Genomic DNA, 13,116 nt, shown 5'->3' with positions numbered 1-13,116 from the left:
TGATCGACCGGCGCCACTAGCGACCGATCTGGCGCCGCGCCCAAGTCTCGATACCGGCGGCATCCATGGCGCCGGCCTGACGGGCGACCTCGGCCCCGTTGCGGAACAGAATCAGGGTCGGGATGCTCCGGATGCCCAACCGCCCGGCCAAGACCTGTTCCTCCTCGGTATTGACCTTGATCAGCCGCACGGCCGGCTCCAAACGCCCTGCCGCCGACTCGAAGGCCGGCGCCATCATCCGGCAGGGTCCGCACCAGGGCGCCCAGAAATCGACCAGGAGCGGCAGATCGCTGCGCGTGAGATGCCGCTCGAAGCGCGCGGCGTCGAGCGCCAGCGGATGACTGGCAAACAGCGGTGCACGGCACTTGCCGCACTTGGGGTCGGACCCGAGACGCTCGGCGGGCAGCCGATTGATTGCATCACATTGTGGACAAACGACATGCAGGGATTGGGACATGCTTCGACACTCCGGGCGATGCCGGACATCGCCCCGACAGATGGATTCGCCAGAAGGCTGAAATCATCCCAGAGTGCGCGCCTCACCGGCAAGCCGCGCACTTGAATCGAACCGGGTCGATGGCTATGTTGAGTACTCGTATGCGCGTTTCATGCCAGTCACCCTGAACCAGGGCGAGCCGGAGCGCGCGCTCTCAAGATCCGCTACCGAATCCCAAATTCCAAGAATCCTTATGAGCCATTCACCGCACGTCGTCACCGTCACCGCCGCCAATTTTCACGCCGTCGTCATCGAGGGTTCCTATGAGCGCCCCGTGCTGGTCGACTTCTGGGCCGACTGGTGCGCACCCTGCCGGATGCTGATGCCGATGCTGGCCAAACTGGCCGAACAGTACGGCGGACGCTTCCTCCTGGCCAAGGTCGACACCGAGGCCGAGCAGGCGCTCGCCGCCCAGTTCGGTATCCGCAGCCTGCCGACGGTGCAGCTCTTCCGCAACGGCCAGGTCGTGGACCAATTCATGGGTGCGCTGCCCGAACCGCAGGTACGTGAATTCCTCGACCGTCATCTGCCGCGTGCTTCCGATGGACTGCTCCAGCAGGCCGAAGCCGCCATGGCGGGCGGTGATCCGGCAGGCGCGCGGGCGCTGATCGACCGGGCGCGCGCCGAGGATCCGGACAACAAGCGTCTGCCGCTGATCGAAGTCAGGCTCCTGGCCAGCTCAGGCGAGATCGCCAAAGCACTGGAGGCGATCGACGGTCTGCCGCTCGAATTCGTCAGCGATCCCGAGGTCGCCGCGTTGCGCGGTCAATTGAACTTCGCCGCCGCCATCGAGGGCGCGCCGGGCGAGACCGAACTGAACGCGCGTCTCGACGCCGATCCGCGCGACAGCGAGGCACGCTACCAGATCGCGGCTCATCGCGTCCTGCGCGGTGATTACGAGCGCGCGCTCGAACATCTGCTCGAACTCATGAAACGCGATCGCGCCTATGGCGAGGATGCCGGTCGCAAGGGGATGCTGGCCGTGTTCGACTTGCTCGGCGGCGGCAACGATCTGGTCGCGCGCTATCGGGCCAAGATGATGACGGCGTTGTATTGATCGTCTCGGGAACGGCGGCCCAGACATCCCATACCGGCTCTACGCCTCAGGCACCGCCGACAGCCAACGCTCCACCACGCCATAGAGCGTCTCGGGCATCACGGGCTTGGCGAGAAAGTCATCCATGCCCGCCTCCAGGCAATGTTCCCGATCCTCGGCGAAGACATTGGCGGTCATGGCGACGATCGGTATCCGGGCGCCACGGGGGGTCTGACGGATGCAGCGGGTAGCCTCCAGTCCATCCATGTTCGGCATCTGCATGTCCATCAGGATCAGAGCATAATCGCGCTCGGCGCTCAGGCGCACCGCCTCGCGACCGTCATCGGCCGTGTCCACGCACAGCCCCACGTCTTTGAGCATCTCGCGGGCGATCTCCTGGTTGATCGGCTCGTCCTCGACCAGCAGGACGCGACGACCGGCCTGGTCGCGTCGGAGTCGCGTTCCAGCGTTTTCGGAGACCGGCGCTTCCGGCTCGGCCGATTCGCCCTTGGTCAGACGGGCGCTGAACCAGAAACGACTGCCGACGCCCGGCGTGCTGTCGGCGCCGGCCTCACCACCCATGAGCCGCGCCAGCCGCTGGGTGATCGCCAGCCCCAGCCCCGTGCCGCCATGCTGGCGGGTGATGGAGTTGTCGCCCTGCTCGAAGGCGGTGAACAGGCGCGGCAGCACCTCAGGCTCGATCCCGGTCCCGGTGTCTTCGACCTCGAAGCGCAGCAGGACGCTACCCGCATCCTCCTCGACCAGCGCAACCCGGAGTGTGATCCGGCCCTGGCGGGTGAATTTGATGGCGTTGGCGGCATAATTGATGAGTGCCTGCTGCAAGCATGTGGCATCGCCGAGCAGATAGGGCGGCAGGACGCCGACCTCGCTGACAAACTCCAGCCCCTTGGCGGCGGCACGCTCGTGCAGCATCGCCACGACCCGTTCGACCAGCCGCTCGACCTGGAGTGGCGCGGATTCGAGCGTGAGCTTACCGGCCTCGATCTTGGAGAACTCGAGAATGGCATTGATCAGATTCAACAGATGCGTGCTGGCCGCTTCCAGCTTGTCGAGCCGCGCGGTCTGATCGGGCGCGAGACCGGCTTGACGTATCAGATGCGCCATGCCGCTGATGGCATTGAGCGGGGTGCGGATCTCGTGGCTCATGTTGGCCAGGAACTCGCTCTTGGCCCGATTGGCCGCCTCGGCGGCGTCGCGGGCGGCGGCGAGTTCAGCCGTGCGCGCCTCGACCAGCGCCTCCAGATGATCCCGACGCCGTTGCAGTTCGGTCTCGGCCTGGCGCAGTGCCGTGATGTCGCGCGCAATACCAAGCACGCCGACGAGGCGCCCGCTATCGTCATACATGGGCGTCTTGATGGTCTCCAGACGCTCCTGATGGCCATCGTCGGCGAAGGTGATGGTCTCTTCGTTGGTACAGGGACCACCGGCCTCGATTGCCTTGAGATCGTATTGGCGGAAGAAATCCGCCTCGTGTTCAGGCAGGAAATCCCGATCCGTGCGTCCGATGATCTCGGTTTGCGTGACCCCAAAAAAGCGTTCGAAACGCTGATTGCAGGCCAGATAGACGCCCTTGGGATCCTTGAGCCAGACGAGATCCGGGATGGTCCGGACCAGGGTCGCGAGAAAGGCTCGCTCATGCGCCAGCGCCCGCTCGCCGTCGACGCGCTGCTCTTGGGACTGGAGCAACAGACCGAGCACGACCATGAGCAGCGGCAACACGGTGAGATAGGGAACGGCGATCTGTTCCAGAACATTCTGGCGCCAGTCGCTGGGCAGCAGCGGTATCCAGGCCAGGGCCAGAACATGGACCAGCAACCCGAAGAGCGCCAGTGTCCAGACGTCGATCCGCACGCGCCCGGCTCGGCGCAGGGCATGGAACAGACTGCCGAGCACGGCGGCGGTGAGGATGGTGCCGACGCCCATGTAGACACCGGGACCACCCATCCAGACCCGATAGGCCGCCGCGATCACGGCGGCTACGGCGGCGGTCGGCGCCCCGCCGAACAGCCCGGCCAGTCCCACGACCACGGTGCGCCCGTCGAAGATCAGCTCGGGCATCAGGGTCAGGGGATAGAGCATGCCGATCAGGGCGACAAGGCCGAAGACCAGGCCATTGAAGAGCCGGACGGCCAGACGCTCGCGCGGAAAGCGGGCGATGAAGAGGCTGTAGGCCGCCACCAGCGCCAGCAGCAGCGTGGCATTGTGGATCAATCCAGCCAGAACGCTCATGGATGAATACTCTTATCCCGTTTGCACTCCAGAAGGCGACCGAGCCACGACCAGTCGGACTCCCAGGCAAATCCGGACCACAGAAGTTGAAAGCTTAGTCCCGTATCGTCGCACTGACCATGACACGCCGCCACCCCGGCGACCGCGATGAGCCGTTCGTCCCGGAATATCAGGGGCACATGACCTCGGAGCCAGGCCGGGACACCCGATTCCTGGAACAGATTTTTCAAAGTTCGGTGCGGCCGGTTCGCTCCAGCACGGCAGACATGACCGACATGACCGAAGCGAACCTGAAGCTCGATCACCTTCGCCGCCTTGGCTGACGGCAACGTGTCCGAGTCAGGGTATCGGCGCCACTCCAGCCGCCCGAATCCATCCGGCAGCTCCAGGACACCATGCTCTCCGCTGATACGCCAGATGAGACGCGTCCCGCTCGATGGCGGTGGCGGCAGCGGACGCAAAGCCAGCAGCGCGCCACGATAACGCCGCACCTGGCACCCCTCCCAGACAACGACTGGATTGGCATCGGCACGGGCGGCCGGCAGCTCGTCGAGCAGACGGTCGAGATGCCGGGTGTCCGGCGGTCTGAAACCACGTTGGACCAGCCAGTGCCGGACCACGGCCTTGCGCAATGGCCGATCGAGACGCCCGAGCGCGGCCAGTGAGAGCGCGCCTGGCTGGACACCGCGCACCTCGGCGAGCGCTCGCTCGGCATACTGGTCGACCAGTTCGGCCGCCTCGGCGCAATGGCGCGCACTGCGCGCCAGGGTCGCCGACGCCGACGGCCAGCGCGCGCGCAGGAGCGGCAGCACGCGGTGGCGCAGATAGTTGCGATCGAACGCGGTGTGATCGTTGCTGGGGTCTTGGAGCCAGTCGAGACCCTGGCGGCACGCATAGTCGGCGAGCGACTGGCGGCCGAAGTCGAGCAGGGGTCTGACGAGCCGTCCGGCACCGAGCGGCGCGACGACCGGCATGGCGGCCAATCCATGGGGGCCGCTGCCGCGCAGCAGCGCCAGCAGCAGGGTCTCGGCCTGATCGTCGCGATGCTGGGCGGTGAGCAGAAGGTCGCCCGGCGCGAGCAGACGACGAAAGATCGCGTAACGCGCCTCGCGCGCCCAGGCTTCCAGGCTCTCGCCGGGGCCGGGAGTCGAGGTCGGACGTTCGATGGATAGCGGGAGGCGCAGCGCGGCGCAACGCGCGGCACAGTGTCTGGCCCAGTCGGCCGAGGCCGTTTGCAGTCCGTGATCGACATGCACGGCCCTGAGCCTCCCGGATGAATCTTCGCCTGGCAGCCGCGCGCGGATGACGGCGGCCGCCGCGAGCAGGACGCTGGAATCCAGCCCCCCGCTGTAGGCGATCCAGTAGCGCCGGACCGCCCCCAGGGGAACGAGGCGTTCCAGCAGCGCTTCGGGCGAGAACGGACTCGTCACACCAGCGCGGCCAGCCGGATCAGGTCGCCTGGGTCAGGCCTCCTTGAAGCGCCCGAAGCCCATCAGACGCTTGTAACGCGCTGCGATCAGTGCATCCATGTCGATCTTGTCCAGCGTCTCCAGACGCGCCAGTAGCGCCTGTTTCAGCGTCCTGGCCATGGCATCCGGGTTGCGGTGCGCACCGCCCAGCGGTTCCTCGATGATCTCGTCGACCAACCCCTGTTCCATCAGCTTGTCGGAGGTGATGGCCATGGCCTCGGCGGCCAGCTGCGCCTTGTCGGCGCTCTTCCACAGGATCGAGGCACAACCCTCGGGCGAGATCACCGAATAGGTGCTGAACTGCAACATGCCGAGCCAGTCGCCCACGCCGATGGCCAGCGCGCCGCCCGAACCGCCCTCCCCGACCACGGTGCTGAGGATGGGCGTGCGCAGACGCGACATCTCGCGCAGATTGCGCGCGATGGCCTCGCTCTGGCCGCGCTCCTCGGCGCCGACGCCCGGATAGGCGCCCGGCGTGTCGATGAAGGTCAGGATCGGCATCCGGAAGCGTTCGGCCGTCTCCATCAACCGCAGCGCCTTGCGATAGCCCTCGGGACGCGGCATGCCGAAGTTGCGCAGGATCTTTTCCTTGGTGTCGCGCCCCTTCTGATGCCCGATGGCCATCACCGGACGCCCATCGAGCCGGGCCAGTCCGCCGACGATGGCGTGATCGTCGGCAAAGGCGCGATCGCCGTGCAGCTCGTGGAATTCGTCGAAGATCCGCCGCACATAGTCGAGCAGATAGGGACGCTGCGGATGACGCGACAGCTGCGAGATCTGCCAGGGCGTGAGCGAGGTGAAGATCGACTCGGTCAGCGTCCGACACTTGGACTGCAACCGCTCGATCTCCTCCTGGATGTTGAGTGCATTGTCGTGCCCCACCAGCCGAAGCTCTTCGATCTTCGCCTCGAGTTCAGCGATGGGTTGTTCAAAATCGAGAAAATTGAGATCCATGGCCCCGAGATCGTTTGTCTGAATCGCGCCTGCTGGAGGCTGGTGTTAGCGTCGTCGGCCCGCGACCGAGTGCCGCGAGGCAAAGGGTCGTTAATCTAGCGCACCCCGGCCTCTGAGTACAGCGCCCGACGTCATCGCGGACTCACCGCCGCTGGTCGATCCCGGTACGCGCCGCTCAGCCACGCGACTCCGGAGGCAGTCCGGCCTGAAGCGACCGGCTGAGCTGCGTCCACCAGTCGCGCACGGAATCGGCCACCCAGTGCACCCCATCGCGAAGCTGCGTCTCCAGAACCGCCAGGGTGTGCTGTGGATCGACGTCGAGCCGCTGCATCAGACCATCGGCCGGAGGCGCGAACCAGGCCAGGGCGACGACCATCGCCGCCATGCCCAGGCTGCTGCACGGGTATTTCAGGCTCGCCGGCTTGAGTGCAGTGCCGAAGGAACGCTTGATCCTGGAATTGAAGAGGTCGACGCTCGAAAACTCGTCGAGCGTCAGATGGGTCAGATAGCCGATCCCGACCATCAGGCCGGCGATCCAGGCGCCCTCGGGTGAGTGCTCCCACAACCAGTAGGCGAGATTGGTCGCCGCCAGCGACACGGCGGCGATCGCCAGCCAGGAGTGCCAGACACCGCGATGGACCGTAAAGCGGGTGAAGAGCTTGAGCAGGCCATAGCGCACGCCCAGAAAGACGCCGATCCAGAGCGCCACCAGCTCCAGCGGCAGAAGACGCGCCGTCAGCGGCAGCGTGACGGCAAAGGCCAGCGAGGCGCCCAGGACGTTGAACAGCAGGCCGATCGGCTTGGACCGATCCGAATCGATGTCCGGCAGCAGACTGCCGGCCACGCCGAGCACGAACAGCGCCGGGGTCTCGGAGCGCGCGACCAGACCGCCCATGTGCAGCGAGAGCGCGGCGGCAGCACTGACGAGGATGCCGACATTGAGATGAGTCTGGAAATTGGCCATGTTATCGCGCCCCATGCAAACGTCGCGCCCCGGCCAACCTCAGCCTTGCGTCCGCCCTGCCTGTCACCGAATGACGAGCGCGATGTTATAAACAAGGCTTCGCCCCGAAGCAAAACATTTTGGAGTCTCAGCCCCATGCCCCGCTCGTCACTGACACTCGCGCTCGTCCAGCAATCCGATCAAGGCAGTACTGCCGCCAATCTGGAGGACTGCGAGGCGGCCATCCGCGCCGCCTCGATCCGTGGCTGCGATCTGGTGCTGCTCCAGGAGCTGCACAACGGCCCTTATTTCTGCCAGACCGAGAACCCGGATCTGTTCGATCTGGCCGAGTCCATCCCGGGTCCGACCACCGAGCGTCTGAGCGCGCTGGCGCGCGAGCTGGAACTGGTGATCGTCGGCTCGCTGTTCGAGCAGCGCGCCCCCGGTCTCTATCACAGCACCGCCGTGGTCCTGGACACCGACGGCGCGCTGGCCGGGATCTATCGCAAGATGCACATTCCGGACGTGCCCGGCGGCTACGAGAAATTCTATTTCACACCGGGCGATCTGGGCTTCAATCCGATCGACACCGCCGTGGGACGGCTGGGCGTGCTCATGGGCTGGGATCAGTGGTTTCCAGAGGCCGCGCGCGCCATGGCGCTCGGCGGCGCCCAGATCCTGCTCGCACCGAGCACCATCGGCTCCAATCCCAACGACACGCCCGAGGAGCAGCAGCGTCAGATCCAGTCCTGGATCACCGTCCAGCGCGGACAGGCGATCGCCAATGGCCTGAGCCTGGCTGCCTGCAACCGCGTCGGCTATGAGCCGGACCCGAGCGGGGCCGCGCCGGGCACGCGCTTCTGGGGCAGCTCCTTCGTCTGCGGCCCGCAGGGCGAGATCCTCGCCCAGGCCGACGATCAGGCGCCCAAGCTGCTGGTCGCCGAGGTCGATCTGGCACGCACCGAGCCGGTGCGCCGGCTCTGGCCCTTTCTGCGTGACCGGCGCATCGAAGCCTATGGCGATCTGGCGCGGCGCTTCCGTGATTGAGAATGCCGCCCGGATTCGCCATATGGTTTGCTTTGAGTGAACCAACGACGACAACCGACATCCCCGAGGACAGCCATGACCCAGACCGATGATCCCAAGCTCCTGATGCGCTCGATCATCCAGCGCATCGCCACCGGCCCCGAACTCTCCAAGGACATTTCGCTCGACGAGGCGCGCGCCGGAATGCGCGCCATCCTCGACAACGCGGTCGATCCGGTCCAGGCCGGCATCTTCCTGATCGCGCTGCGCATGAAGCGCGAGACCGACGACGAGATGAAGGGTGTGCTGGACGCCATCCGTGAGGCCACGGGGCACGTGGTCGCCGGGGTCGACGAGGTGGTCGACATCGCCGATCCCTATGACGGCTACAACCGCTGTCTGCCGGCCGCGCCCTTCCTGATGCCGGTGCTGGCCGAGTGCAGCGTGACGAGCATCAGCCATGGCGCGCACGCCGTCGGACCCAAGTTCGGCGTCACCCATCGGCATGTACTGGAGGCCGCTGGGGCGCCGGTCGATCTGACCCCGGTCGAGGCCGCCGAGCGCCTCGCCGACCCCGAACTCGGCTGGAGCTATGTCGACCAGCGCGCCTTCTGCGCCCCGCTGCACCATTTGGTCGACCTGCGCTCGACCATCGTCAAGCGTCAGGTCATCACGACGACTGAGGTGCTGGCGCGCCCCATCCACGGACGCCGGCACACCCATCTCGTCACCGGCTATGTCCACAAGCCCTATCCGCGCATCTATGCCATGCTCGCGCGTCATGCCGGGTTTGATTCGGCGTTGCTGATTCGCGGCGTCGAGGGCGGCGTCATCCCCTCGCTGCGTCAGCAGGGCGTCTGTTTCAGCTATCAGCACCATTCCGAGGAACAGTCCTTCGAGATCGACCCGACCGCGCTCGGCATCGAACAGACGGTGCGCTCGGTGCCCCTGCCCGAGGATCTGCCCCAGACCACCCGGCCGGGCGATGAGATCGCGGTGGCGGTGGATGTGGAGGCCACCGCTCAGGCGGCGGCTGAGGCCGGACTGGCGGCGCTCGACGGGGCCAAGGGGCCGACCTATGACAGCCTGGTCTGCACCGGCGCGCTCATCCTCTGGCATCTGGGACGTGCGCGCTCGCTGGAAGTGGCCGCCGATCGCGTCCGCGACGTGCTGGATTCGGGCCGGGCGGCACGGAGGGTACGCTGATGTCGGACCACTTCGTCGTCGTCGCCGCCTGCGGCGACATTGCGGAGGGCAAGTTCATCAAGGTCAGTGTCGCCGGGAGAGCTGTCATTCTCGCGCACGTCGCCGGGCGCTATCATGCCGTCGAGGACAATTGCAGCCACGAGGACTATCCGCTCTCCTTCGGCTGTCTCGATGGCGACCGGATCAAGTGCTCGCTGCACGGCAGCCGCTTCAGCCTGGAAACCGGCGAGCCGCTCGACGAACCGGCCGACTGCCCGATCCGGGTCTTTCCAGTCAAGGTGATGGACGGCCGGGTGTGGATCGATCCGACCGCTTGACCCTCTTCCAGCGAACGTCGCGTATCTGCCCCGGAATGCGGTAGTCTGTGCCCTGGATAGGCTCTAGGATCGCGCGGCAGGTGCGCTGGGAGCCCCGTTCTTCAGGACGGGAGGATGTCAAACAACAGGGGATACAGGCTGCATGAGGAGAGGGCTGGACCGAGACCGGATCGGCCATTCGACACCGATGACAGCGACAGGACACGCCGTATCGACTCGGAGTGAATTCAGCCTCAGCCTCGTTCGCGGCGTACTCCTGTGTCTCGCCCTCTGTGTCCCGGTGTTGCTCGTCCCCCTGAACGCATTCGGCAATCCCCAAACCCTGTGGCACGAGGACGAGCAGCGGATGCGGCTGGGGCTGAAGCTCTTCCCCGTCAGTATCGGCGCGCTGGAAGCGTTCGAGAGCGCGCTCGGCCCGGACGGCCGGCTGCTGGTGCTGGTGGCCTACGAAGGCCCCCGGAATCCGGCGCTCCAGGTCGCGGCCCATTTCGAGACGGCCGCGAAGGTCCGCGGTCATGGATTGCGGGTCGAGGTGCTCTCGGCGGCGGACCTGGACGCCTATACCGGCCCGCGTCCGGGCGGTATCTTCATCGCCAGTGTCGGTCTGGCCCCCAATCGTCTGCGCGCCTGGTCGGAGCGTCAACGCACGCTCGTCTTTTCGCCGTTCGACGGCGCCGTCGAGGATGGCGCCGTGGTCGGTCTGCATGTGACCGATCGTATCCTGCCCATCGTCAACCTGACCCAGGCCGAGCGCGCCGGCGTCCGGTTCAAGCCCTATTTCCTCGCCGAGGCGCGCCACTATGAGTCCTTCGACGAGATCGACCGGCGCGCGAACTTTCTGCTCAACTTCGCCTTCTTCATCCAGTGGCCGGCCTCGGCGTTCGACTCGGCGTCCGCGCCGCTGCGCTACTGTGTGCTCGGCAACCCGGAGCTGTCCGCCAGTCTGCAACGGACCCTGGCCGGTGAACGGGCTGCGGGCCGGCCATTGCAGCTCGCCAGCGTCCAGGAGCAAACGCCGTGGCGCCGCTGTCATGTGCTCTATCTCGATCATCGGGTGGCTGAGTCCATGTCCAGGGTGCTCGCCGAGGTCCGGGAAGCGCCCGTGCTCACCGTCGGCGATACGCAGGATCTGGTACAGGCAGGTGGCATGGTGTCGCTGGTGCGCGAGAACGGGCGACTGCACCCCATGATCAATCGCGAGACGGCCGCGCGCGCCGGTATCCAGATCAGCTCCAAGCTGCTGCGTCTGGCAACCCTAGTCCCGGAATCGAGGACGCGCTAACGCCATTCGTAGGAGAGCTGTATCCACCAGATGCGCTCATCCAGCCGCAGATAATCTTCCGCGTAGGTGTAGGCCGCGGCGGGCGATTTGATCTGCTGCCCCAGGAGATTGTCGACGCCTGCGCGCAGGGTGAGGCCGGGGGTGCCGAAGTCGAACCAGTTCAGCGTCAGTGACAGATCCTGATAGCCGGGGAGCCGGCCGCGACGCGGATCGTCGGCCGCGCGATGACGGTCGCCGACGGCACGCCAGTGGCCGCTCAGCAGGATGTCGGGACGCGGGCGATAGAGCAGACTGAGGTTGCCCAGCCAATCGGCCGCGCCGGTCAGCGCATCGCCCGTCTCCTCGTCCAGGGTGTCGCTGTAACTGAGGTTGGCCGTCAGTTTCCAGGCTGGACTCAGGCGCTGTTCCCATTCCGCCTCGAAGCCCTGAAGGCGCACCCGACCGCGGTTCTGATAGCGGTTGTTCTCGAGGACGATCAGATCTCTGACCCTGGAGTGATAGAGCGTGGCGCGCGCGACACGGGTTCCATGCCGGAAAATGTATCCGAGTTCCGTGGTGGACACGGTCTCGGGATCGAGTGTGAAGCTGTCGCGCACGCGACTTTCGGAGTTGCCGTAGACCTGATACAGGGTTGGCGGAAAGAAGGCCTCGGCATATTGCGCCTTGACGAGGTGTTTGTCACTGAGCGTCCAGACGGCGCCTAGGCGTGGCGAGAGGTTCTCACCGACGTCGCTGTAGTTGTCATAGCGCAGACCGGCCGTCACCGCCAATGGCTCCAGGAGGTGGAACTGATCCTGAACGGCGATGCTGTGGATCGAGCGGCGCGCCCCTTCGTCGAGGTAGTTCTGGTCGCCACTGTAGCGACGCACGCTCGGGAGTGGTTCCAGGGTCTCGGCATCGCCGTTGAAGGCCCACCAGGCTTCGTCGATGCGCGCCTCGGCCGCCGAGAGGCTCAACTGCCAGCGATGCCCGCTCCAGCCGTGCCAGTCGAGATCGAGTTCGGCCTCCTGGCGGCCGATGCGCACATAGTCCTCGATGAAGACGCCGTCGGGATAGATGTTCCGCGATCCCAGCGGGTAGGCCACGCCCGAGGGCAGTACATCCACGGCCCAGTTGCCGATGTACTCCGACCAGGTGAGCCTGAGCTCGGCGCTGAGTGTCTGGGTCGGCTCGAAGCTGTGACGCAGCTGGATCAGGCTCTGTTCGGCCAGGGAGGCATCCGCGCCCGTGTTCGCCTCAGGCAGTACGTCCAGCGGCCCGAAAAAGGTGCCGCCCTGACTGCGGCTGTACTGCGCGAGTACGGAGAGTTTCCTGTAATCCAGGGCGAAGACGGCCAGCCGGTAGTTCTCGGCATTGTTGATCCGGCCTGGAGCCTGGGAGCGTTCGCTCAGGCCCAGGGTGTAGAGCCGGTCGGGACCGGCCGTGATCTCTGTGCCCTGCCGGCTCCAGCCCGAGGCGTTCAGGTTGAGACGCCAGTCCCCGTCAGGCGATTGCGCCGAGAGCACGGCGCCCGTCCCATAGGTTTCACCGCTTCCGGCCTCCACATAGGCGCGATTTTCGTTCTGGCGGGTGAGGACGTTGATGACGCCCGCGAAGGCGAACTCGCCATGCACCGCCGAGCCGGGGCCGCGAATCACCTCGATGCGTTCCACCTGCTCGATCGGGATGTAGAGGATGTTGGAATAGCCGGCGAAGGCATTGTTCATCGCCACTGAGTTGAGCAGCAGCTTGACGTTGCCATTGCTGTGCTGGAAGCCGCGGATGGCCACACGCAGCGCACCATTGCGATTGCGGTCGATCTGCACGCCGGGAACCAGCTCCAGAGCCTCCCAGACAGTCCGCACCCCCAGCGCGACCAGCTCGTCGCCGTCCAGGACGCTCAGGATGCCGGGGACATAGTCGGCATTCAGGCGGGTCTTGGTCGCCAGGGCCGACACGTCACCGAGCACGGACAACAGATCCGCTCTCGCGGCCTGGTCGCCCACGGCCGCCCCCTGGTCCGAGCCGGCCGGTTTGCTCAACGGTCCGGCGATCGCCGGCAGCGGGCCGAAGAGCGCGGCGATCAGAATGGACCTGAGCCGCAAGCGCCGTGCCGTTGCCATGAATGTGGTCCCTCCACGGTAAAAGCCCACACTGC

General features: G+C 66.0%; 11 protein-coding genes. 5 read left to right on the top strand and 6 right to left on the bottom strand.

The genetic code is table 11. The annotated features are described in order from the left end of the window. Positions 1–16: 16 nt before the first annotated feature. Positions 17–457, bottom strand: a complete 441-nt coding sequence (gene trxC / locus ALVIN_RS03460) for a thioredoxin TrxC (protein WP_012969922.1) — start codon at positions 455–457, stop codon at positions 17–19. A gap of 232 nt (positions 458–689) precedes the next feature. Here trxC and trxA point away from each other — a divergent pair, with 232 nt between their 5' ends. Continuing rightward, complete coding sequence (gene trxA / locus ALVIN_RS03455; protein WP_012969921.1) at positions 690–1,553, top strand: thioredoxin; 864 nt, start codon at positions 690–692, stop codon at positions 1,551–1,553. 39 nt (positions 1,554–1,592) lie between these two features. Here the strand turns inward: trxA and ALVIN_RS16490 are convergent, their stop codons facing one another. The 4 genes from ALVIN_RS16490 to ALVIN_RS03435 all read right to left on the bottom strand — a co-directional run bounded on the left by ALVIN_RS16490 (position 1,593) and on the right by ALVIN_RS03435 (position 7,169). Beyond that, positions 1,593–3,782, bottom strand: coding sequence for a response regulator (locus ALVIN_RS16490; protein WP_012969920.1), 2,190 nt, complete (start codon positions 3,780–3,782; stop codon positions 1,593–1,595). Continuing rightward, on the bottom strand, positions 3,779–5,212 hold the full coding sequence (gene tilS, locus ALVIN_RS03445) for a tRNA lysidine(34) synthetase TilS (RefSeq protein ID WP_012969919.1): 1,434 nt from the start codon (positions 5,210–5,212) through the stop codon (positions 3,779–3,781). The genes ALVIN_RS16490 and tilS overlap by 4 nt, the downstream gene beginning before the upstream one ends. 33 nt (positions 5,213–5,245) lie before the next feature. Then, the gene (accA, locus tag ALVIN_RS03440) at positions 5,246–6,205 is read right to left on the bottom strand and encodes an acetyl-CoA carboxylase carboxyl transferase subunit alpha (protein WP_012969918.1); all 960 of its coding nucleotides are present in this window, start codon (positions 6,203–6,205) and stop codon (positions 5,246–5,248) included. Between the two features lie 175 nt (positions 6,206–6,380). Beyond that, positions 6,381–7,169, bottom strand: a complete 789-nt coding sequence (locus ALVIN_RS03435; protein ID WP_050750280.1) for a metal-dependent hydrolase — start codon at positions 7,167–7,169, stop codon at positions 6,381–6,383. A 135-nt stretch (positions 7,170–7,304) separates the two neighbouring features. Here ALVIN_RS03435 and ALVIN_RS03430 point away from each other — a divergent pair, with 135 nt between their 5' ends. From ALVIN_RS03430 to ALVIN_RS16930, 4 genes are all read left to right on the top strand, one after another. Continuing rightward, positions 7,305–8,195 (top strand): carbon-nitrogen hydrolase, encoded by an 891-nt coding sequence (locus tag ALVIN_RS03430; RefSeq protein WP_012969916.1) that lies wholly within the window; start codon positions 7,305–7,307, stop codon positions 8,193–8,195. A 75-nt stretch (positions 8,196–8,270) separates the two neighbouring features. Next, positions 8,271–9,380, top strand: coding sequence for an anthranilate phosphoribosyltransferase (locus ALVIN_RS03425; protein WP_012969915.1), 1,110 nt, complete (start codon positions 8,271–8,273; stop codon positions 9,378–9,380). Further along, a complete protein-coding gene (locus ALVIN_RS03420; RefSeq protein WP_012969914.1) occupies positions 9,380–9,697 on the top strand; it encodes a non-heme iron oxygenase ferredoxin subunit in 318 nt (105 codons plus the stop codon). The genes ALVIN_RS03425 and ALVIN_RS03420 overlap by 1 nt, the downstream gene beginning before the upstream one ends. A gap of 280 nt (positions 9,698–9,977) precedes the next feature. After that, positions 9,978–10,979: a YfiR/HmsC family protein gene (locus ALVIN_RS16930; RefSeq protein ID WP_190275520.1), complete on the top strand. Its 1,002-nt coding sequence runs from the start codon at positions 9,978–9,980 to the stop codon at positions 10,977–10,979. On the opposite strand, the gene ALVIN_RS03410 is transcribed toward ALVIN_RS16930, so the two are convergent. Continuing rightward, positions 10,976–13,081, bottom strand: coding sequence for a TonB-dependent receptor plug domain-containing protein (locus ALVIN_RS03410; protein ID WP_012969912.1), 2,106 nt, complete (start codon positions 13,079–13,081; stop codon positions 10,976–10,978). The genes ALVIN_RS16930 and ALVIN_RS03410 overlap by 4 nt on opposite strands. Positions 13,082–13,116 lie beyond the last annotated feature (35 nt).

Origin of the sequence: Allochromatium vinosum DSM 180 (assembly GCF_000025485.1) — a bacterium.
Lineage (GTDB): Bacteria > Pseudomonadota > Gammaproteobacteria > Chromatiales > Chromatiaceae > Thermochromatium > Thermochromatium vinosum.
This window is presented reverse-complemented; position numbering and strand designations above follow the sequence as displayed.

Excerpts from the sequence above, each read along its gene's own strand:
- trxC (WP_012969922.1), bottom strand. The coding sequence starts at position 457 with ATGTCCCAATCCCTGCATGTCGTTTGTCCACAATGTGATGCAATCAAT.
- trxA (WP_012969921.1), top strand. The coding sequence starts at position 690 with ATGAGCCATTCACCGCACGTCGTCACCGTCACCGCCGCCAATTTTCAC.
- ALVIN_RS16490 (WP_012969920.1), bottom strand. The coding sequence starts at position 3,782 with ATGAGCGTTCTGGCTGGATTGATCCACAATGCCACGCTGCTGCTGGCG.
- accA (WP_012969918.1), bottom strand. The coding sequence starts at position 6,205 with ATGGATCTCAATTTTCTCGATTTTGAACAACCCATCGCTGAACTCGAG.
- ALVIN_RS03435 (WP_050750280.1), bottom strand. The coding sequence starts at position 7,169 with ATGGCCAATTTCCAGACTCATCTCAATGTCGGCATCCTCGTCAGTGCT.
- ALVIN_RS03430 (WP_012969916.1), top strand. The coding sequence starts at position 7,305 with ATGCCCCGCTCGTCACTGACACTCGCGCTCGTCCAGCAATCCGATCAA.
- ALVIN_RS03425 (WP_012969915.1), top strand. The coding sequence starts at position 8,271 with ATGACCCAGACCGATGATCCCAAGCTCCTGATGCGCTCGATCATCCAG.
- ALVIN_RS03420 (WP_012969914.1), top strand. The coding sequence starts at position 9,380 with ATGTCGGACCACTTCGTCGTCGTCGCCGCCTGCGGCGACATTGCGGAG.
- ALVIN_RS03410 (WP_012969912.1), bottom strand. The coding sequence starts at position 13,081 with ATGGCAACGGCACGGCGCTTGCGGCTCAGGTCCATTCTGATCGCCGCG.